At 59.9% G+C, this 19,548-nt stretch carries 21 protein-coding genes; 2 read left to right on the forward strand and 19 right to left on the reverse strand.

The annotated features are described in order from the left end of the window. Positions 1 to 3: 3 nt before the first annotated feature. The 5 genes from ccmE to ccmA all read right to left on the reverse strand — a co-directional run bounded on the left by ccmE (position 4) and on the right by ccmA (position 2,759). Positions 4 to 459 (reverse strand): cytochrome c maturation protein CcmE, encoded by a 456-nt coding sequence (gene ccmE / locus E3W21_RS25210; protein ID WP_008026817.1) that lies wholly within the window; start codon positions 457 to 459, stop codon positions 4 to 6. Next, positions 456 to 632, reverse strand: coding sequence for a heme exporter protein CcmD (gene ccmD, locus E3W21_RS25215; RefSeq protein WP_008145547.1), 177 nt, complete (start codon positions 630 to 632; stop codon positions 456 to 458). The genes ccmE and ccmD overlap by 4 nt, the downstream gene beginning before the upstream one ends. Then, positions 629 to 1,384, reverse strand: a complete 756-nt coding sequence (locus tag E3W21_RS25220; RefSeq protein WP_111451896.1) for a heme ABC transporter permease — start codon at positions 1,382 to 1,384, stop codon at positions 629 to 631. Before E3W21_RS25220 ends, ccmD begins: the two co-directional genes overlap by 4 nt. 74 nt (positions 1,385 to 1,458) lie before the next feature. Then, a complete protein-coding gene (gene ccmB / locus E3W21_RS25225; protein WP_134422233.1) occupies positions 1,459 to 2,127 on the reverse strand; it encodes a heme exporter protein CcmB in 669 nt (222 codons plus the stop codon). Further along, positions 2,124 to 2,759, reverse strand: a complete 636-nt coding sequence (gene ccmA / locus E3W21_RS25230) for a cytochrome c biogenesis heme-transporting ATPase CcmA (RefSeq protein WP_007894233.1) — start codon at positions 2,757 to 2,759, stop codon at positions 2,124 to 2,126. Before ccmA ends, ccmB begins: the two co-directional genes overlap by 4 nt. Before the next feature lie 462 nt (positions 2,760 to 3,221). On the opposite strand from ccmA, the gene E3W21_RS25235 reads away from it, so the two are divergent. Then, positions 3,222 to 4,796, forward strand: a complete 1,575-nt coding sequence (locus tag E3W21_RS25235; protein ID WP_134422234.1) for a flagellar hook-length control protein FliK — start codon at positions 3,222 to 3,224, stop codon at positions 4,794 to 4,796. Next, positions 4,793 to 5,122 (forward strand): EscU/YscU/HrcU family type III secretion system export apparatus switch protein, encoded by a 330-nt coding sequence (locus E3W21_RS25240; protein ID WP_134422235.1) that lies wholly within the window; start codon positions 4,793 to 4,795, stop codon positions 5,120 to 5,122. Before E3W21_RS25235 ends, E3W21_RS25240 begins: the two co-directional genes overlap by 4 nt. A 116-nt stretch (positions 5,123 to 5,238) precedes the next feature. On the opposite strand, the gene E3W21_RS25245 is transcribed toward E3W21_RS25240, so the two are convergent. From E3W21_RS25245 to flhA, 14 genes are all read right to left on the reverse strand, one after another. Next, on the reverse strand, positions 5,239 to 5,631 hold the full coding sequence (locus E3W21_RS25245) for a DUF2802 domain-containing protein (RefSeq protein ID WP_134422236.1): 393 nt from the start codon (positions 5,629 to 5,631) through the stop codon (positions 5,239 to 5,241). Continuing rightward, the gene (locus tag E3W21_RS25250; protein ID WP_010456928.1) at positions 5,632 to 6,117 is read right to left on the reverse strand and encodes a chemotaxis protein CheW; all 486 of its coding nucleotides are present in this window, start codon (positions 6,115 to 6,117) and stop codon (positions 5,632 to 5,634) included. Between the two features lie 88 nt (positions 6,118 to 6,205). Beyond that, entirely contained in the window at positions 6,206 to 7,093 is an 888-nt protein-coding gene (locus E3W21_RS25255) for a CheW domain-containing protein (protein WP_129442215.1), read from the reverse strand. A 117-nt stretch (positions 7,094 to 7,210) separates the two neighbouring features. Further along, on the reverse strand, positions 7,211 to 7,999 hold the full coding sequence (locus E3W21_RS25260; protein WP_129442213.1) for a ParA family protein: 789 nt from the start codon (positions 7,997 to 7,999) through the stop codon (positions 7,211 to 7,213). A 43-nt stretch (positions 8,000 to 8,042) separates the two neighbouring features. After that, positions 8,043 to 8,933: a flagellar motor protein MotD gene (gene motD, locus E3W21_RS25265; RefSeq protein WP_008155811.1), complete on the reverse strand. Its 891-nt coding sequence runs from the start codon at positions 8,931 to 8,933 to the stop codon at positions 8,043 to 8,045. 15 nt (positions 8,934 to 8,948) lie between these two features. Beyond that, on the reverse strand, positions 8,949 to 9,689 hold the full coding sequence (locus E3W21_RS25270; protein WP_134422237.1) for a flagellar motor protein: 741 nt from the start codon (positions 9,687 to 9,689) through the stop codon (positions 8,949 to 8,951). Beyond that, positions 9,689 to 10,819, reverse strand: a complete 1,131-nt coding sequence (locus E3W21_RS25275) for a chemotaxis response regulator protein-glutamate methylesterase (protein ID WP_129442209.1) — start codon at positions 10,817 to 10,819, stop codon at positions 9,689 to 9,691. The genes E3W21_RS25270 and E3W21_RS25275 overlap by 1 nt, the downstream gene beginning before the upstream one ends. 49 nt (positions 10,820 to 10,868) lie before the next feature. Then, positions 10,869 to 13,121: a chemotaxis protein CheA gene (locus E3W21_RS25280; RefSeq protein ID WP_134422238.1), complete on the reverse strand. Its 2,253-nt coding sequence runs from the start codon at positions 13,119 to 13,121 to the stop codon at positions 10,869 to 10,871. A 37-nt stretch (positions 13,122 to 13,158) separates the two neighbouring features. Further along, a complete protein-coding gene (locus tag E3W21_RS25285; protein WP_046046370.1) occupies positions 13,159 to 13,947 on the reverse strand; it encodes a protein phosphatase CheZ in 789 nt (262 codons plus the stop codon). Between the two features lie 30 nt (positions 13,948 to 13,977). Then, a complete protein-coding gene (locus E3W21_RS25290) occupies positions 13,978 to 14,349 on the reverse strand; it encodes a chemotaxis response regulator CheY (protein WP_003183998.1) in 372 nt (123 codons plus the stop codon). A gap of 167 nt (positions 14,350 to 14,516) precedes the next feature. After that, positions 14,517 to 15,257, reverse strand: a complete 741-nt coding sequence (fliA, locus tag E3W21_RS25295; protein WP_007894214.1) for an RNA polymerase sigma factor FliA — start codon at positions 15,255 to 15,257, stop codon at positions 14,517 to 14,519. Next, on the reverse strand, positions 15,254 to 16,084 hold the full coding sequence (fleN, locus tag E3W21_RS25300; protein WP_008001746.1) for a flagellar synthesis regulator FleN: 831 nt from the start codon (positions 16,082 to 16,084) through the stop codon (positions 15,254 to 15,256). The genes fliA and fleN overlap by 4 nt, the downstream gene beginning before the upstream one ends. Positions 16,085 to 16,200: 116 nt before the next feature. Next, positions 16,201 to 17,529 carry a flagellar biosynthesis protein FlhF gene (gene flhF, locus E3W21_RS25305; RefSeq protein ID WP_033055998.1) on the reverse strand — a complete coding sequence of 443 codons (1,329 nt, stop codon included), beginning with the start codon at positions 17,527 to 17,529 and terminating at the stop codon, positions 16,201 to 16,203. A gap of 11 nt (positions 17,530 to 17,540) precedes the next feature. Continuing rightward, positions 17,541 to 19,548: flagellar biosynthesis protein FlhA (gene flhA, locus E3W21_RS25310; RefSeq protein ID WP_134422239.1), on the reverse strand; the 2,008-nt coding region annotated here is incomplete at its 5' end.

The raw sequence follows: 19,548 nt of genomic DNA on the forward strand, positions 1-19,548 counted from the left end.
CGATCAACCCTCCTTCGCGGGCGTTGGAGCAGATTGACCGCTGTCTTTCAAAGCCTTGGTCACTTCCGGCGGCATGTACTTCTCGTCGTGCTTGGCCAGCACTTCGTCGGCCACCACCACGCCGTCGGCGTTGAGCTTGCCCAGGGCAACGATGCCCTGCCCTTCGCGGAACAGGTCCGGAAGGATGCCGCGGTAGCTGATGGTCACGGATTTATTGAAGTCGGTGACGATGAATTTCACGTCCAGCGAATCGCCGGAACGTTGCAGCGAACCTTTCTCGACCATGCCGCCAGCGCGGATGCGCGTGTCTTGCGGGGCTTCGCCGTTGGCGATCTGGGTCGGGGTGTAAAACAGATTGATGTTCTGCTGCAGGGCGCTCAGGGCCAGGCCGACAGCAGCGCCGACACCGACCAGGATCGCGAGAATGATGATAAGACGCTTTTTGCGCAGCGGATTCACTTGCCGTTCTCCCGGCGCAGACGACGCGCCTCTTGTTGCAGATACCGCTTGCGGGCCAGGATCGGCGCCGCCACGTTGAGGGCCAGCACCGCCAGGCAGATGCCATAGGCTGACCAGACATACAGGGCATGATGGCCCATGGCGAGGAAGTCGCCGAATGAAGCAAAACTCATCGAGCGGCCTCCAGACTGTTCTGCACTTCGGCCTTGACCCAACTGGCGCGGGCTTCGCGCTTGAGCACTTCAAGGCGCATGCGCAGCAGCAACACCGCGCCGAAGAAACAGTAGAAACCCAGCACCGTCAGCAGCAGTGGCAGCCACATCTCGGCGGGCATCGCCGGTTTTTCAGTGAGGGTGAACGTTGCGCCCTGGTGCAGGGTGTTCCACCACTCCACCGAGTATTTGATGATCGGGATGTTGATCACGCCGACAATCGCCAAGACCGCGCAGGCCTTGGCGGCACTGTCACGATTGCTGATCGCATTGCCCAGCGCAATAAGACCGAAGTACAGAAACAGCAGAATAAGCATGGACGTAAGTCGTGCATCCCAGACCCACCACGAGCCCCAGGTCGGTTTGCCCCAGATCGCGCCGGTGACCAGCGCCACGGCGGTCATCCACGCGCCGATGGGCGCCGCGCATTGCAGGGCGACGTCGGCCAGCTTCATCTTCCACACCAGCCCGACGATGCCGCACACCGCCAGCATCACGTAGATGGACTGGGCCAGCATGGCGGCCGGAACGTGGATATAAATGATGCGAAAGCTGTTGCCTTGCTGGTAGTCCGGCGGCGCGAAGGCCAGGCCCCACACTACACCAACGCTGATCAGCAGCAACGCCGCGACGCTCAGCCACGGCAGCAGTTTGCCACTGATGCCGTAAAACCATTTGGGCGAGCCGAGCTTATGAAACCAAGTCCAGTTCATTACTGTTTCCATCACGGTTGCTCTTCGCTATGAAGAGCCAGGGTCTTTGCTGATCAAATTTTGACCAGACCTCATTATTCGCCGACGCTGATCTTCAGGCCAGCAGCTATTGCAAAAGGTGTCAGGGTTATCGCCAGGGCGGTCAGGCTACCAAGCCACAAGAGATAACCGGTCGCCGGCATTCCCTGCAATGCCGCCTGCAAGGCGCCACTGCCAAGAATCAACACCGGGATGTACAACGGCAGAATCAGCAGCGCCAGCAACAGGCCACCGCGCTTCAATCCCACCGTCAGTGCTGCGCCCACCGCACCGAGCAGGCTCAGCACCGGTGTACCCAGCAACAAAGAAAGCAGCAACACCGGCAGACAGGCGGTTGGCAAACCGAGCATCAATGCCAGTAATGGAGCGAGCAAAACCAGTGCCAGGCCAGAGAAGGACCAGTGTGCCAGTACCTTGGCCAAAACCAGAAGAGGCAGGGGGTGCGACGAAAGGACCCACTGTTCAAGCGATCCGTCTTCGAAATCACTGCGGAAAAGCCCGTCCAGCGGGAGCAAAACCGATAAAAGGGCCGCTACCCAGACCAGTCCCGGAGACAAGGTTTGCAACAATTGAGACTCGGGTCCGACCGCCAACGGGAACAGGGAAACGACGATCGCGAAGAATACGAGCGGATTGGCCAACTCCGCCGGACGGCGGAACAACAATCGGGCTTCACGGGCGACCAACAGGCCGAAAACACTCATACGGCCCAGTTCCCCAGATCAATGTCGCGATAGCCGGCCGGCATCCGGGTCAGCGTGTGGTGAGTGGTCAAGACCACCATGCCACCGCGCTCGCAGTGTGCGGCCAGGTGTTCTTCGAGTTGCGCCACGCCTTGTTTGTCGAGCGCGGTGAATGGCTCATCGAGGATCCATAGCGGCGGACTTTCCAGGTACAGCCGCGCTAACGCGACCCGGCGTTGCTGCCCGGCAGACAACGTGTGGCAAGGAACATCCTCGAAACCGCGCAGTCCGACGGCCGTCAGCGCTTGCCAGATCGCCTCATGGGAGGCCGGTTGATGCAAGGCGCAGAGCCAGCTCAAATTCTCTTCCGGCGTCAGCAGATCCTTGATCCCGGCGGCATGACCGATCCACAGCAGGTTGCGCGCCAGCTCAAAGCGTTGCTCGTTCAATGGCTGGCCGTTGAGCAGCACCTGACCGGCAGTCGGCTGCATCAGACCGCAAAGCAGACGTAAAAGGCTGGTTTTACCACTGCCGTTGGGGCCGCTGATTTGCAACATTTCGCCACTGGCCAGTCTCAATTCGAGATTTTCGAAGAGCAGCCGAAGGTCTCGCTCACAGGCGAGGGCAACGGTTTGCAGGACAGGACTGGTCAAGAGATCACGGGCCTTTTGGGTTCAAGTCGGCAGTGGAGCGGCCGTTAAAGATATGCAGGATAAATGCATTGGCGGCCCGTTCTAAGGAGCTGGATCAAGTATTTGAAATGTTTTCAGCGCCCCGGATACAACGGGGCGGCATTATACATGCCATGCCCCAACAGGGCGTGTTGACGTTAAATGATGGTCGCGCCGCCACCCCGGAAGGCACAAGACTAGGCATGAGGAGCGAAGTTTGGTATTCCAAATGAGTAACGAATAACGACTATTGCGCCTTCCGGGGTGGCGGCCCTTCGGGTTGGCGTTGTGAGCATGCCATGCTGCGTTGCAAGACTTGGTAAGGAAACGACCCTTACCGGCGTCTTGCGCCTTGCCTGGCACGCTCACAACACCAACGCGATCCATCATTTAACGTCAACACGCCCTGTTCAAGAGGGCAATTTCCTCAGGTTGTGACCGCGTATGACAGGCGAAATGAACATCCTCCCGCTACCGCAGACCACGCCCGCGACTTCGCGGCCGCTGGTGGTAAGTGGCGACCTGCTGAAGTTACTGACGCCGATGGAGGGCCTGATCACTGCGGGCCAGACCGCCAAGGCCGAAGTGCTGTCACTCAAGCAGGCGGATCAGACCTTTCAACTGTTGCTCAAGGTCACCCTCGACAGCGGCCGTCAGACCACAGTCCAGGCCACCAGCACCCAACCGTTGCCTCAGGGCACCAGCCTTGCGATCACCCAGCCGTCGGCGGGTAATCTGGCCGTCACCGTGCAACAGGCCATCGCCTCCAGCATCGCCACCCTCACCCGTATCGACACGGCGCAACTGCCCGTCGGCACCCTGCTGCAAGGCAAAGTGCTGACCTCTCAGGTGTTGCCGCAGGTGCCGGGCCAGCCGACGGTGTTTCGCTCGATGGTGAGCTTGCTCAACACCGCGTTGAGCGGCAGCACCCTGAGCATCGACAGCCCGACGCCGCTGCGCATCGGTACCTTGCTGAGCGCGCTGGTGCAGGACACCCAGACGCTGAAGTTCGTGCCATTGAGCAGTCGTCAGGAGCAATTGGCGGTGACCCAACAACTGGTCAGTCAACAGAGTCGCCAGGGTTCGTTGGATGGCCTGCTCAAGCTCCTGCAAAACCTGCCGTCCTCGAATCAGACCTCCAGTGATCTGCGTGCCGCCGTCGACAAGTTGCTCGCCGGCCTGCCGGATGTTCAACAACTCAGCACGCCAAAGGGGCTGGCCCAGGCACTGGCCAATAGCGGGCTGTTCCTTGAAGCCAAACTGCTCAGCGGTCAGAACCCGACGCTGGCCCCGGACATGAAAGGTGATCTGCTCAAGTTGATCGCACAATTGACGCCAGGCCTGCCGGCCAACACCAATCTCAACGCGATCATTGCCGCCAACACTTTGGCCCAGGCCATGCCGAACTTCGTGCGCAGCGCTCTCGGCATGCTCGGTCAGGTCAGCGCCAAACCGCAGCCAACCAGCTTCCCGCTGCCCGAGCGCCTGTTACAAAGCATGGACGGCGAAGGCGATCTCGAGCACTTGCTGCGTTTGGCCGCAGCGGCTGTTTCGCGCCTGCAAAGCCATCAACTGTCGAGCTTGGAACAGACCGGCGTTACTGACGACGGACGGTTGATGAGCACCTGGCAACTGGAAATCCCGATGCGCAATCTGCAGGACATCGTGCCGTTGCAGGTCAAGTTCCAGCGCGAAGAAGCACCTGAGAAAGAACAACAAAACGAACGCCGCGACGAGCGCGAACCCAAACAACAATTGTGGCGAGTGGACCTGGCATTCGACATGGAGCCTTTGGGCCCGCTGCAGATTCAGGCACAACTGATCAAAGGCAGCCTGTCCAGCCAGCTGTGGGCCGAACGCCCGTACACCGCCAGCCTGATCGAAAGTAACCTGGCCGAACTGCGTCAGCGCCTGCTGGCCTCCGGCCTGAATGTCGGCGATCTCGATTGCCACCTCGGCACACCGCCACAAGGCCCCCAAACCCGTCTCGAACAACGCTGGGTCGACGAAACCGCATGAAAAACCCCAACACCCCGCGCCAGGCCATCGCCCTCAAGTACGACGGCAGCCACGCCCCTACCCTCACGGCCAAAGGTGACGACGCACTGGCCGAAGCCATTCTGAAGATTGCCCGCGATTATGAAGTGCCCATCTACGAAAACGCCGAGCTGGTGAAACTGCTGGCGCGGATGGAATTGGGGGAGAGTATTCCGGAGGAGTTGTATCGGACGATTGCCGAGATTATTGCGTTTGCGTGGAATCTGAAGGGGAAGTTCCCCAAGGGGCAAGGTCCGGATGCGCCGATGGTCGAGAAGGACATTACCGAGCGTGGGGATGACTATTGATTCTGTGTTGAATGCAAAAAGATCGCAGCCTCGTTTCACTCGACAGCTCCTACACGGGGTAAGCCATCCCAATGTAGGAGCTGTCGAGTGAAACGAGGCTGCGATCTTTTGATCTGTCAGTTCTTGTGCAACTTACTCATCAACTCCGCCTCAGCCTGGGTCAAGCCGCAGGATTGAGTCAGTTCATCGACGCTCGCGCCCATACCGACCAGTTTTGCCGCCTGGGCAAACGACAGGCTCGACGGATCGCGCTGTTCCAGCTGAGCCAGTTTGTCCGGTAACGGGCCCACCACCGCGCGCAGTTCGTGCAGGTCTTCACCCATGCGCACGTTGCCGCTCTGGTAGTCGTCAACTCGCTTGCCCAGGTCCTTGATGCGCTGATCGCGCAGCGCATCGCCCTGGGCCTGTTGCGCGGCGATCAGTCGTTGGCCTCGTATGTACGCCAGAAACATCGCCAGCGTGCCTGCCCAGAAGAGGAACAGGACAATGACCGCTACCTCAAGAATCAATCAGATGTTCTCCAGGTCCGACCATTCTTCTTCGCTCATCATCTTGTCCAGCTCGACCAGGATCAGCAGTTCGTTGTTCTTGTTGCACACGCCTTGAATGAACTTGGCGGATTCTTCGTTACCGACGTTCGGCGCGGTCTCGATTTCCGACTGACGCAGGTAAACCACTTCGGCCACGCTGTCGACCATGATCCCGACGACTTGCTTGTCGGCTTCAATGATGACGATACGGGTGTTATCGCTGATCTCGGCATTCATCAGGCCGAAGCGCTGACGGGTGTCGATCACGGTGACCACGTTACCGCGCAGGTTGATGATGCCCAGCACGTAGCTCGGGGCACCCGGGACCGGGGCGATCTCGGTGTAACGCAGGACTTCCTGAACGCGCATCACGTTGATGCCGTAGGTTTCGTTGTCCAGTTTGAAGGTTACCCATTGCAGGATCGGATCTTCAGAACCTTTTGCATTCGTCGCTTGACTACTCATACCCTGACCCCTCGAAAAACCGCTTCTGGCGGTGTGTGTTCTGTTGGCGGCATTCAACAATGCCGTCGCGTACTTGTTATGTCGGCAGCTATGTCGGTTTGTGTAGCGGCTTGCTGCCGCTCATGTGCTTTGCCCCACCGCTGGCGATCAACTCGGCCAGCGCGGAAACGTCCAGCAGCGCACACATGTGCTCAATCACCGTGCCGGCGAGCCATGGCCGCTGACCTCGATGACTTCTCCATTTGATTTCGTTCGGGTCCAGGCGCAACGAGCGGCTGACCTGATGCACCGCCAGCCCCCATTCGTAGCCCTGAACCGAAATAACGTATTGCAGGCCCTGGCGGAAATCGTCGCGGTAGCGGTCCGGCATGACCCAACGCGCGGTGTCCAATACTTTCAGGTTGCCGGCCTGGCTCGGCAGGATCCCGAGGAACCATTCCGGCTGACCGAACAGCGGTGTCAGCTCGTGACCGGCCAAAGAATAAATCGAGCCCAGACACACCAGCGGCACGGCCAGGGTCAGCCCGGCGACATCGAACAACAGGCATTCGAACGGTTCGGCGGCCCAGGACGGGCGACCATCGGTTTCCACTGGTGGTGGCGTGTTGCTCGGTGGCAGGTGGACTTCGACCACCGGCGGCACCAAGGCTTGCAGCAACGGTGCGATGGTCGAGATCGGTGCGAGAACCGGCGCTGGAGCTTCGATCACGGCTACCGGTGCTTTCTCAACGACTGCCGCTACTACTGGCGCGGCAGCGACGGCAGGTTTCTGCGCATCACGGGCCTGCTCTTCGAGCACAGCAGCCTGGAACTCGTCCAGCGCGGCTTCAACCTCGAGCGCTTCAACAACCTCGACGACTTCAACCAGCGCTTCGACTTCCAACGGCAACTCTTCGGTCGCCTCCATCAGCAAGCTGTCCAGATAAGACTGCAGCGCCAGTTGCGGACGCGAGGTAACCTTCACCGGCCGGTTCATGCGCGCACCACCGTAGGAGCTGCCGCAGGCTGCGATCTTTTGGCGATTTCAAGGACGTCACAAAGCAAGATCAAAAGATCGCAGCCTGCGGCAGCTCCTACAGGAATTGGGTTCATCTCACGCCACCTGCGGAACAAGTTGTGCGGCCAGCAGATGCTTGAGCAGTGCGCGGTACGCGAGAACACCACGGCTCTTGCCGTCGAACTGCGAAGGCGTCACGCCGGCACGGCTGGCGTCACGCAAGCGGGTATCGACCGGGATGTAGCCCTGCCAGATTTCTTCCGGGTATTTGTCGCGCAACACCCGCAGCGTTCCGAGGGACGCCTGCGTGCGGCGGTCGAACAAAGTCGGCACGATACAGAAAGGCAGCGCCTGCTTACGCGAACGGTTGATCATCGCCAGGGTATTGACCATGCGTTCCAGGCCTTTGACCGCCAGGTGTTCGGTCTGCACCGGAATCACCAATTGCTGGCTCGCCGCCAAGGCATTGACCATCAGCACGCCGAGCAACGGCGGACTGTCGATCACGGCGTAATCGAAATCCTGCCAAAGTTGCGCCAGGCTCTTGGCAATCACCAGGCCCAAACCACTCTGCCCCGGCGACTGGCGCTCGAGGGTCGCGAGTGCGGTGCTTGATGGCAGCAGGGAAATACTCTCGTGGCTGGTGGGCAACAGCAACTGACCGGGCAAGCCTTGCGGCACACTGCCCTTGTGCAGGAACAGGTCGTAGCTGCTGTGTTCCAGGCTGTCGGGGTCGTAACCGAAGTAGCTGGTCATGGAGCCGTGCGGGTCGAGATCGACCACAACCACGCGCTTGCCCGCCTCGGCCAGTAATCCGGCTAAAGCGATAGAGGAAGTGGTTTTACCGACACCACCCTTTTGATTGGCGACTGCCCAGACTCTCATTCGGATTGTTCCTCCCGGTCGAAATGGTCGACCGAGGAAAAGCTCAACGTATTAATGCGGGTGACGGAGAATTGACGGCACTCTCTCGTCCCGGCGACTTGACCGGGGTCGGTGCAGTTTGTGTGCCAGCACGCTTCAACGCGGCATCCGGTTTCGCATTGGCCGTTCCGGTACCCGTGAGGCTGCGGCGTACATCGAGATTTCGTGACACCACCAACACCACGCGACGGTTACGCGCCCGCCCCTCGGCAGTCGCGTTGTTGGCCACTGGCTGGAACTCGCCGTAACCCACCGACGCCAGACGACCGGGGTTCACACCCTGCATCGCCAGCATGCGCACGATGCTCGCCGACCGGGCGGAGGACAGCTCCCAGTTGGTCGGGTATTGCGCGGTGCGGATCGGTTGATCGTCAGTGAAACCTTCGACGTGAATCGGGTTGTCGAACGGCTTCAGAATCGCAGCAACCTTGTCGATGATGTTGAACGCGATGTCGCTGGGCATGGCGTCGCCACTGCCGAACAACAAACTGGAATTGAGTTCGATCTCGACCCACAGCTCGTTGCCGCGAATGGTCATCTGGTTGGAGCTGATCAAGTCGCCGAACGCGGCGCTGATGTCGTCGGCGATGCTTTTGAGCGGATCGCTGGCACCCGCGATACCGGCGTCGACCTGCTCGGCGTCTTTAACCAGCGGCTTGGCCGGGGTCACGGTCTTCGGTCGCTCGTCGCCGATCGGGATCGGCTTGAGGGCGCGGTCGGAGTCGGTAAAGACCCCGATCAACGCTTCGGAAATAACCTTGTACTTGCCTTCGTTGATCGAAGAGATCGAGTACATCACTACGAAGAAAGCGAACAGCAACGTAATGAAGTCGGCGTACGAAACCAGCCAACGTTCATGGTTTACATGTTCTTCAGGTTGCCGACGACGAGCCATAATCCATTACCCCCATCAATCCATGAAGCCCTGAAGCTTCAACTCAATAGAGCGAGGGTTTTCACCTTCGGCGATCGACAGAATGCCTTCCAACAACATTTCGCGATAACGCGACTGCCGCAAAGCGACGGACTTGAGTTTGGCGGCAATCGGCAGCAGCACCAGGTTGGCACTGGCCACGCCGTAGATGGTCGCGACGAAGGCCACGGCAATGCCGCTACCCAGTTGCGATGGATCGGCCAGGTTGCCCATCACGTGGATCAGGCCCATCACCGCACCGATGATGCCGATGGTCGGCGCGTAGCCGCCCATGCTTTCGAAGACTTTGGCGGCTTCGATGTCGCGGCTTTCCTGGGTGTAGAAATCCACTTCCAGGATGCTGCGAATCGCTTCCGGTTCGGCGCCGTCCACCAGCAGTTGCAGGCCTTTGCGCGCGTAGTTGTCCGATTCGGCGTCGGCCACCCCTTCCAGTCCGAGCAAGCCTTCCTTGCGTGCGGTCAGGCTCCAGTTGACGACGCGATCGACGCCGCCGGCGAGGTCGATGCGTGGCGGAAACAGGATCCAGGCCAGAATCTGCATGGCGCGCTTGAAGGCGCTCATCGGCGCCTGCAACAGCGCCGCACCGATGGTCCCACCGAGTACGATCAACGCCGCCGGGCCGTTGGCCAGGGCGCCGAGGTGGCCGCCTTCAAGGTAGTTGCCGCCAATGATGGCGACGAACGCCATGATGATCCCGATGAGGCTTAAAACATCCATCAGATACAAGCCTCGACCAGATGCTTGCCAATATCGTCCAGGCCGTACACCGCATCGGCGAGTTCGGCTTTGACGATGGCCATCGGCATGCCGTAGATCACGCAGCTGGCTTCATCCTGGGCCCAGATCGAGCTGCCGCCCTGCTTGAGCAGACGCGCGCCTTCACGACCATCGGCGCCCATGCCGGTCAATACGACCGCCAGAACTTTGTCACCGTAAGACTTGGCCGCGGAACCGAAGGTGATGTCCACGCACGGCTTGTAGTTCAGACGTTCGTCGCCCGGGAGGATCTTCACCGCGCCACGGCCGTCGATCATCATTTGCTTGCCACCCGGCGCCAGCAACGCCAGGCCCGGACGCAGGATGTCGCCATCCTCGGCTTCCTTGACGCTGATGCGACAGAGCTTGTCCAGTCGTTCGGCGAAGGCCTTGGTGAAGGCGGCCGGCATGTGCTGGATCAATACGATGGGTGCAGGGAAGTTGGCCGGCAATTGGGTCAGAACCCGCTGCAGGGCAACCGGGCCGCCAGTGGACGTACCGATGGCGACCAGTTTGTAGGCTTTGCGTTTCGGCGCGGGCGACGACGAGGCCGGGGCGTGGGTACGCGCCGGAATCGGCGCCGGTGCCGGACGCGCAGGCGCGCTGCTGCCGTAGCTGCTGACGCTCGAAGGTGCAGGCGTCGGGGCGGGTGCGGCGACAGGTGCCGGAGCGCTGTAGGTGTTGGCGCGACGGTTACTGCGCGAGATGCTGAGAATCTTCTCGCACAGCAGTTGCTTGACCTTCTCCGGGTTGCGAGAGATGTCTTCGAAATTCTTCGGCAGGAAATCCACCGCGCCGGCGTCCAGCGCGTCGAGGGTTACCCGAGCGCCTTCGTGGGTCAGCGAGGAGAACATCAACACCGGGGTCGGGCAGCGCTGCATGATGTGCCGCACCGCCGTGATGCCATCCATCATCGGCATCTCGTAGTCCATGGTGATCACGTCTGGCTTGAGGGCCAGCGCCTGATCAATCGCCTCTTTTCCGTTGGTCGCCGTGCCGACGACCTGGATATTCGGATCCGCTGAAAGAATTTCCGAGACGCGGCGGCGGAAAAACCCCGAATCGTCCACCACCAGGACTTTAACTGCCATAAACACTCCGTTAGACGGAGCGAGGCTCAGTCGCCCCGCCCCACCAGAATCAAATACGCCGTGCGGCGTAACGCTTGAGCATGCTCGGAACATCGAGAATCAGCGCAATGCGGCCGTCACCGGTGATGGTGGCGCCGGACATGCCCGGGGTTCCCTGGAGCATTTTGCCCAATGGCTTGATGACCACTTCTTCCTGACCCACCAGTTGATCGACGACGAAGCCGATCCGCTGAGTGCCCACCGAAAGGATCACCACATGGCCTTCGCGCTGCTCTTCGTGAGCGGCGGAGCTGACCAGCCAGCGTTTGAGGTAGAACAATGGCAGCGCCTTGTCCCGCACGATCACCACTTCCTGGCCGTCCACCACGTTGGTGCGCGACAGGTCGAGGTGGAAGATCTCGTTGACGTTCACCAGCGGGAACGCAAACGCCTGGTTGCCCAGCATGACCATCAGCGTCGGCATGATCGCCAGGGTCAACGGGACCTTGATGACGATCTTCGAGCCCTTGCCCTTGGTCGAATAGATATTGATGGTGCCGTTGAGCTGGGCGATTTTGGTTTTCACCACGTCCATGCCCACGCCGCGTCCGGAGACATCGGAAATTTCGGTCTTGGTCGAGAAACCCGGCGCGAAGATCAGGTTGAAGCAATCGGATTCGCTGAGGCGATCCGCTGCATCCTTGTCCATCAAGCCTTTCTTCACGGCAATGCCGCGCAGAACATCGGCGTCCATGCCCTTGCCGTCATCGGAGATCGACAGCAGGATGTGGTCGCCTTCCTGTTCAGCGGACAGGATCACCTTGCCGCTGCGAGGCTTGCCCATCGCTTCACGCTCGGCCGGCTCTTCAATACCGTGGTCGACCGAGTTGCGAACCAAGTGGACCAGCGGGTCGGCCAGGGCCTCGACGAGGTTCTTGTCGAGGTCGGTTTCTTCGCCGACCAATTCCAGGTTGATCTCTTTCTTGAGCTGGCGAGCCAGGTCGCGAACCAGGCGCGGGAAACGCCCGAAGACCTTCTTGATCGGTTGCATCCGGGTCTTCATGACCGCGGTTTGCAGATCGGCTGTGACCACGTCGAGGTTCGACACGGCCTTGGACATGGCTTCGTCGCCGCTGTTGAGGCCCAGACGGACCAAGCGGTTACGCACCAGTACCAACTCGCCGACCATGTTCATGATTTCGTCGAGACGCGCGGTATCGACCCGCACGGTGGTCTCGGCTTCGCTGGCCGGTTTTTCCGGTGGCGGCGCGGCCGGGGCACGAGCCGGAGCCGGAGCAGCAGCAGCAGCGGCAGGCTTCGGCGCTTCGGCTTTAGGCTCGGGCGCTTTGGCAACGGGTTTCGGTGCAACAGCCTTGGCAATTGGCGCCACAACCGAAGCGCTGGCGCCCGACGCGGTACCGACTTCAGTGAACTTGCCTTTGCCGTGCAATTCGTCGAGCAGCGATTCGAACTCGTGATCGGAGATCAGATCGCCCCCAGCCGCTTTAGCGGTGGGTGCAGCCGGGGCTGGGACCGCAGCAATGGCCGATTCCAGCGCGTCGACAGCAAAGTTGCCCTTGCCGTGCAGCTGATCGAGCAATGCTTCGAACTCGTCGTCGGTGATATCGGAGCTGTCGCCTGCCGCTTTCGGGGCAGCCGGTGCGGCTGGCGCCGGGGCTACCGCATCGACGGCGAACTGGCCTTTACCGTGCAGTTGATCGAGCAACGACTCGAACTCGGCATCGGTGATTTCGTCGCTGCCCGCCGCATTGCTGCTCGGCGCTGGCACAGCTGCCGGGGCTTCTGCCTGAGCCTTGACGGCGTTCAGCGAGTCCAGCAGTTGTTCGAATTCGTTATCGGTGATGTCACCCGATTCGTTCTCGGCGGCAGGTTCTTCCACCACCTCGGCGACCGGTGCCGTTTCATCGGCGGTTTGCGGCTCGGCCAGACGGGCCAGCGCCGCAAGCAATTCTGGCGTGGCAGCCGTGATCGGGCTGCGCTCGCGGACTTCGGTAAACATGCCGTTCACCGCATCCAGCGCTTCGAGAACCACGTCCATCAGTTCCGAGTCGACGCGACGTTCACCCTTGCGCAGGATGTCGAACACGTTCTCGGCGATGTGACAGCACTCCACCAGCTCGTTGAGCTGGAGGAAGCCGGCGCCTCCTTTTACAGTGTGAAAACCGCGAAAAATTGCATTGAGCAAGTCCGCATCATCAGGTCGGCTTTCAAGCTCGACCAGCTGCTCGGACAGTTGCTCTAGAATCTCGCCGGCCTCAACCAGGAAATCCTGAAGGATCTCTTCATCGGCGCCGAAGCTCATTAAGGGGGTGCTCCTAAAGGTCTAAAAACCTAAAAACCTAAAATCCAAGACTGGATAGCAAATCGTCCACATCGTCCTGACCGGACACAACGTCTTCTCTTTTATCGGCATGAATCTGCGGACCTTCACCCTGAGAGAGATGTTTTTGCGGATCTTTTTCTGCCAGCATCGCTTCACGGTCATGTTCGATGCCCGCAAAGCGGTCCACCTGACTGGCCATAAGCACGAGCTTGAGCAGGTTGCTTTCAACTTCGGTGACCAATTGGGTCACACGCTTGATCACCTGACCGGTGAGGTCCTGGTAATCCTGAGCGAGCAGAATGTCGTTGAGGTTGCTCGACACAACGCGATTGTCTTCGCTGCTGCGTGTCAGGAAACCGTCGACTCGCCGGGCCAGCTCACGGAACTCTTCAGCCCCGACTTCGCGACGCATGAACCGTCCCCAGTCGGTGCTCAAGGCCTGGGCTTCGTTGCTCAGGCCGTTGACCAGCGGCGTGGCGTTTTCCACCAGGTCCATGGTGCGGTTGGCAGCGGCCTCGGTCAGCTTGACCACATAACCCAGACGCTCGGTAGCGTCCGTGATCTGTGAGACTTCCTCGGCTTGCGGCATGTGCGGGTCAATCTGGAAATTGACAATCGCGCTATGCAGCTCGCGAGTGAGCTTGCCCACTTCCTGATACAGGCCACGGTCACGGGTCTGATTGAGCTCATGGATCAGTTGCACAGCGTCGCCGAACCTGCCTTTTTCAAGGCTTTCGACCAGTTCGACCGCGTGTTTTTTCAGAGTCGATTCGAAATCGCCCTGTGAAGACTCGTTATGCTCCATAGCTCCCCCGTGGCGCAGTGGCTTCGCACATCAACCGATGCGTTCGAAAATCTTCTCGATTTTTTCTTTTAACGCCTGGGCCGTGAAGGGCTTGACCACATAGCCGTTAACACCGGCCTGGGCTGCCTCGATGATCTGCTCGCGCTTGGCTTCAGCGGTCACCATCAGCACTGGCAGGTGCTTGAGCTTTTCATCGGCACGCACGTGGCGCAGCAGGTCGATACCGGTCATGCCAGGCATGTTCCAGTCTGTTACCAGAAAGTCGATGCTGCCGCTGTTGAGAACCGGAATGGCAGTAGTGCCATCGTCGGCCTCGACCGTGTTGGTGAACCCAAGGTCACGCAACAGGTTTTTAATGATCCGCCGCATCGTTGAGAAGTCATCAACGATGAGGATTTTCATGTTCTTGTCCAATTCGACCTCCAAGCAGTCTTAAACGCGCCCAGCACCTGGACGCGCCATTTCAATCAATCCGGCAAAGCACTCAATGACTGTCTGGAGCACAACAGATCGGGACCGGTAAGGTTCAACACCCCACCCGCCGCGTTCGCAGTGTCCCCACACTGCCTTCAGCGCGCTCGCCACTCCCCCAAACGCCCCCGCAAACGGGCCGCGCACTGGCTGTGTAACTGGCTGACCCGAGATTCGCTGACCCCCAGGACCTCACCGATTTCCTTGAGATTCAACTCTTCGTCGTAGTACAGCGCCAACACCAGTCGCTCACGCTCCGGCAAATTGGCAATCGCGTCCGCCAGCGCCGCCTGGAAGCGTTCATCTTCCAGATCGCGTGACGGCTCGAGATGAGCACTCGCGCCATCCTCGTGCAGCCCTTCGTGTTCGCCGTCCTGCAACAGATCGTCGAAACTGAATAAGCGGCTGCCCAGGGTGTCGTTCAAAATCCCGTAATAATCGTCGAGACTCAATTGGAGTTCGGCCGCAACCTCGTGATCTTTAGCGTCACGGCCGGTTTTAGCTTCAATAGAGCGAATTGCGTCGCTGACCATGCGGGTATTGCGGTGGACCGAACGCGGCGCCCAGTCCCCCTTGCGTACTTCATCGAGCATCGCGCCACGGATTCGTATGCCCGCGTACGTCTCGAAACTCGCGCCTTTGCTGGCGTCGTATTTGGTCGACACTTCAAGCAAGCCGATCATCCCGGCCTGGATCAGATCTTCAACCTGGACACTGGCTGGCAGACGCGCCAGCAAGTGGTAGGCAATGCGTTTAACCAGTGGCGCGTAACGCTCGATCAGCTCGTACTGCGCGTCACGTGCCGACTTCTTGTAGAGGTTGTAGCCACTGGCTGTCATAGCACGGGTCCTGCCGTTTGTTGCACGAGGCGCTCGACGAAAAACTCCAGGTGCCCACGCGGATTCGCAGGCAGCGGCCAGGTATCGACCTTCTGTGCAATCGCCTTGAACGCCAGTGAGCACTTGGACCGCGGGAAGGCTTCGTAGACGGCGCGCTGCTTCTGCACGGCCTTACGCACACTTTCGTCGTAAGGCACCGCGCCGACGTATTGCAAGGCGACGTCAAGAAAGCGATCCGTGACCTTGGTCAACTTGGCGAACAGGTTGCGCCCTTCCTGCGGGCTCTGGGCCATGTTGGCCAGGACGCGGAAGCGGTTCATGCCGTAATCGCGGTTCAGCAGTTTGATCAGTGCGTAGGCGTCGGTGATCGAGGTCGGTTCGTCGCAGACCACCAGCAAGACTTCTTGCGCTGCGCGGACGAAACTGACGACCGAGTCACCAATGCCCGCAGCGGTGTCGATCACCAGCACGTCGAGGTTGTCGCCGATATCGCTGAACGCCTGGATCAGGCCGGCGTGTTGGGCCGGGCTCAAATGAACCATGCTCTGTGTGCCGGACGCGGCCGGGACGATGCGAATGCCGCCAGGGCCCTGCAACAGTACGTCGCGCAGCTCGCAGCGGCCTTCGATCACGTCGGCCAAAGTACGTTTGGGTGTCAGTCCCAGCAGGACGTCGACGTTCGCCAGCCCCAGATCGGCGTCCAACAGCATGACGCGCCGACCGAGCTCAGCTAGAGCCAGGGACAAGTTCACTGACACGTTAGTCTTCCCGACGCCACCTTTGCCGCCGGTCACCGCGATCACCTGTACGGGATGCATGCTGCCCATGAATTTTCTTTACCTTGTCTTACTTAGACGGAGGCCACATTACTGGCTGCGCGTTCACTAACTGAACAATGCATGGCAGACCATCGATGTAGGTACAAAAACTGTTCATTAATACCTCAGCCGACCTGCTTGGTCGGGCTGTGGTAAATATCAGCGAACATGTCAGCCATGGCTTCTTCGCTGGGTTCTTCTTGCATTTGCACGCTGACGGCGCGACTGACCAACTGATGACGACGCGGTAGATGCAAATCATCCGGAATCCGCGGGCCATCGGTGAGGTAAGCCACCGGCAATTCATGACTGATGGCCAGGCTCAACACCTCGCCCAGACTTGCCGTTTCATCCAGTTTAGTCAGGATGCAGCCAGCGAGCCCACAACGCTTGTAACTGTGATAAGCGGCCGTTAGAACCTGTTTCTGGCTGGTGGTTGCCAGGACCAGATAATTTTTCGATTTGATGCCACGACCGGCCAGGCTTTCGAGCTGCATGCGCAGTGCCGGATCGCTGGCCTGTAGGCCCGCGGTATCGATCAGCACCACGCGTTTGCGCAGCAAAGGCTCCAGCGCCTGCACCAGCGATTGGCCCGGATCGACATGCGTCACCGACACATTGAGGATCCGGCCCAACGTCTTGAGTTGTTCCTGAGCACCAATACGGTAGCTGTCCATGCTGACCAGCGCGATATTCTGCGCGCCGTACTTGAGCACGTAACGGGCCGCGAGTTTGGCCAGGGTGGTGGTCTTGCCCATGCCGGCAGGGCCGACCATGGCAATCACGCCGCCCTCTTCCAGAGGCTCGACTTCCGGTGTGACGATCATCCGCGCCAGGTGTGCCAGCAACATGCGCCAGGCCTGACGAGGTTCTTCAATATCGGTAATCAGCGCCAGCAAATCGCGCGACAACGGGCCGGACAGGCCAATGCGTTGCAGGCGACGCCAAAGATTGGCCTGGGCCGGACGGCTGCCTTGCAGCTGATTCCAGGCCAGGGAGCCGAGTTGCACTTCCATCAGTTCGCGCAGGCTGTTGAGTTCGAAACGCATCGAGTCGAACGCCCGTGGGTCGACGCCACCGGAGGCAGGTGCCGCAGCCGGTGCTGGACGACGGGGTTCGGTGTAGGTCGGCTCGATCAGCGGCTCGGCGGCGGTCAGTGGCAGGCCGGCGAACAACTGGCGATTGGTGGACTTATCGCTCTCGCCATCGCTGCGCAGGCTCAGTTCGGCCTGGGCGGTGACGATCCGCGACTGGGTCTTGCGCAGCTCGTCTTCGAGTTCCATGTTCGGAACGCGCGGAGCCAGCGCCGACAACTTGTAATCCAGGGCAGCCGTCAGCTCGACACCACCGGCGATCCGGCGGTTGCCAATGATAGCGGCATCAGCGCCCAGCTCATCACGAACCAGCTTCATGGCCTGACGCATATCGGCGGCGAAAAAACGCTTAACTTGCATAAACCACTACCTCAGCCGTTGGGCCCTACTGTCGCAACGATGGTCACTTGCTTGTTGTCAGGAATTTCCTGGTAAGCCAACACATGCAAACCCGGGACTGCCAATCGGCCGAATCGCGACAGCATCGCGCGAACCGGACCGGCTACCAGCAGAATCACCGGTTGACCTTGCATTTCCTGACGCTGCGCCGCATCGATCAACGAGCGTTGCAGTTTCTCAGCCATGCTTGGCTCCAGCAGAACACCCTCTTCCGAGCCTTGTCCTGCCTTCTGAAGACTATTGAGCAATATTTGTTCCAACCTTGGCTCCAGGGTGATCACTGGTAGCTCGGAGTCAGTCCCTACAATGCTTTGGACGATTGCGCGGGATACGCCGACGCGCACCGCGGCCACCAGCGCGGCAGTATCTTGACTCTTGCTGGCATTGTTTGCGATGGCTTCGGCAATGCTGCGAATGTCCCGTACTGGCACCTGTTCGGCTAGCAATGCCTGCAATACTTTGAGCAACTGAGACAGAGACACCACACCAGGCACCAGCTCTTCGGCCAGTTTTGGTGAGCTTTTGGCCAACAATTGCATGAGTTGCTGCACTTCTTCGTGACCGATCAACTCACTCGAGTGCTTGTACAAAATCTGGTTCAAGTGGGTTGCCACTACCGTACTGGCATCGACCACGGTGTAACCGAGGGATTGTGCCTGGGCACGCTGGCTGATTTCGATCCAGACCGCCTCCAGACCGAAAGCCGGATCTTTGGCGGTAATGCCGTTGAGCGTGCCGTAGACCTGCCCCGGGTTGATCGCCAGTTCGCGGTCCGGGTAAATCTCCGCCTCAGCGAGGATCACCCCCATCAGGGTCAGGCGATAGGCACTCGGCGCCAGGTCGAGGTTGTCACGGATATGCACGGTCGGCATCAGGAAGCCCAGGTCCTGGGACAACTTCTTGCGCACACCTTTGATCCGCGCCAGCAACTGACCACCCTGATTGCGATCCACCAGCGGAATCAGCCGGTAGCCGACTTCCAGGCCGATCATGTCGATCGGAGTGACGTCATCCCAGCCAAGCTCCTTGGTTTCCTGAGCGCGGGCCGGCGATGGCAACAGCTCCTGCTGACGCTTGACCTCTTGCAACGCCTGAACCTTGACCACGTTCTGCTTCTTCCAGAACAGGTACGCGCCGCCGGCCGCCAGGGCTGCCATGCTGAGAAAGGAAAAGTGCGGCATGCCCGGCACGAGGCCCATCACCGCCATCAAACCCGCCGCCACGGCCAACGCTTTGGGCGAGGCGAACATCTGGCGATTGATCTGCTTGCCCATGTCTTCCGAACCGGAAGCACGGGTCACCATGATCGCTGCTGCTGTAGATAAAAGCAGTGATGGCAATTGCGCCACCAAACCGTCACCGATGGTCAACAGCGCGTAAACCTTGCCGGCGTCGCCGAAGCTCATGCCGTGCTGGAAGATACCGACCGCCATGCCGCCGATCAGGTTGATGAACAGAATCAGCAGGCCGGCAATGGCGTCACCGCGAACGAACTTGCTGGCACCGTCCATGGAACCGTAGAACTCGGCTTCCTGTGCCACTTCCATCCGGCGCAGCTTGGCCTGGTTCTGATCGATCAGGCCGGCGTTCAAGTCGGCGTCGATGGCCATTTGTTTACCGGGCATCGCATCAAGGGTGAAACGCGCGCTCACCTCGGAAATCCGCCCGGCACCCTTGGTCACCACGACAAAGTTGATGATCATCAAAATCGCGAAGACGACGATACCGACCACGTAGTTACCGCCGATCACCACCTCGCCGAAGGCCTGGATCACCTTACCGGCGGCGGCATGGCCGTCCTGGCCGTGGAGCATCACCACGCGCGTGGAGGCCACGTTCAGCGCCAGTCGCAACAGGGTCGCCACCAGCAGAATGGTCGGGAACACCGCGAAATCCAGCGGCCGCAACGCGTAAACACAGACCAGCAAGACGACAATCGACAACGCGATGTTGAAGGTGAAGAACACGTCCAGCAGGAAC

It is taken from the genome of Pseudomonas sp. F01002 (assembly GCF_004402115.1).
GTDB lineage: Bacteria > Pseudomonadota > Gammaproteobacteria > Pseudomonadales > Pseudomonadaceae > Aquipseudomonas > Aquipseudomonas frigoris.

What these genes read in the sequence shown, in the direction of transcription:
- ccmD (WP_008145547.1), bottom strand. Translation starts at nt 632, where the DNA reads ATGAGTTTTGCTTCATTCGGCGACTTCCTCGCCATGGGCCATCATGCC.
- E3W21_RS25220 (WP_111451896.1), bottom strand. Translation starts at nt 1,384, where the DNA reads ATGAACTGGACTTGGTTTCATAAGCTCGGCTCGCCCAAATGGTTTTAC.
- ccmB (WP_134422233.1), bottom strand. Translation starts at nt 2,127, where the DNA reads ATGAGTGTTTTCGGCCTGTTGGTCGCCCGTGAAGCCCGATTGTTGTTC.
- E3W21_RS25235 (WP_134422234.1), top strand. Translation starts at nt 3,222, where the DNA reads ATGACAGGCGAAATGAACATCCTCCCGCTACCGCAGACCACGCCCGCG.
- E3W21_RS25240 (WP_134422235.1), top strand. Translation starts at nt 4,793, where the DNA reads ATGAAAAACCCCAACACCCCGCGCCAGGCCATCGCCCTCAAGTACGAC.
- E3W21_RS25250 (WP_010456928.1), bottom strand. Translation starts at nt 6,117, where the DNA reads ATGAGTAGTCAAGCGACGAATGCAAAAGGTTCTGAAGATCCGATCCTG.
- E3W21_RS25255 (WP_129442215.1), bottom strand. Translation starts at nt 7,093, where the DNA reads ATGAACCGGCCGGTGAAGGTTACCTCGCGTCCGCAACTGGCGCTGCAG.
- E3W21_RS25260 (WP_129442213.1), bottom strand. Translation starts at nt 7,999, where the DNA reads ATGAGAGTCTGGGCAGTCGCCAATCAAAAGGGTGGTGTCGGTAAAACC.
- motD (WP_008155811.1), bottom strand. Translation starts at nt 8,933, where the DNA reads ATGGCTCGTCGTCGGCAACCTGAAGAACATGTAAACCATGAACGTTGG.
- E3W21_RS25270 (WP_134422237.1), bottom strand. Translation starts at nt 9,689, where the DNA reads ATGGATGTTTTAAGCCTCATCGGGATCATCATGGCGTTCGTCGCCATC.
- E3W21_RS25275 (WP_129442209.1), bottom strand. Translation starts at nt 10,819, where the DNA reads ATGGCAGTTAAAGTCCTGGTGGTGGACGATTCGGGGTTTTTCCGCCGC.
- E3W21_RS25280 (WP_134422238.1), bottom strand. Translation starts at nt 13,121, where the DNA reads ATGAGCTTCGGCGCCGATGAAGAGATCCTTCAGGATTTCCTGGTTGAG.
- E3W21_RS25285 (WP_046046370.1), bottom strand. Translation starts at nt 13,947, where the DNA reads ATGGAGCATAACGAGTCTTCACAGGGCGATTTCGAATCGACTCTGAAA.
- E3W21_RS25290 (WP_003183998.1), bottom strand. Translation starts at nt 14,349, where the DNA reads ATGAAAATCCTCATCGTTGATGACTTCTCAACGATGCGGCGGATCATT.
- fliA (WP_007894214.1), bottom strand. Translation starts at nt 15,257, where the DNA reads ATGACAGCCAGTGGCTACAACCTCTACAAGAAGTCGGCACGTGACGCG.
- fleN (WP_008001746.1), bottom strand. Translation starts at nt 16,084, where the DNA reads ATGGGCAGCATGCATCCCGTACAGGTGATCGCGGTGACCGGCGGCAAA.
- flhF (WP_033055998.1), bottom strand. Translation starts at nt 17,529, where the DNA reads ATGCAAGTTAAGCGTTTTTTCGCCGCCGATATGCGTCAGGCCATGAAG.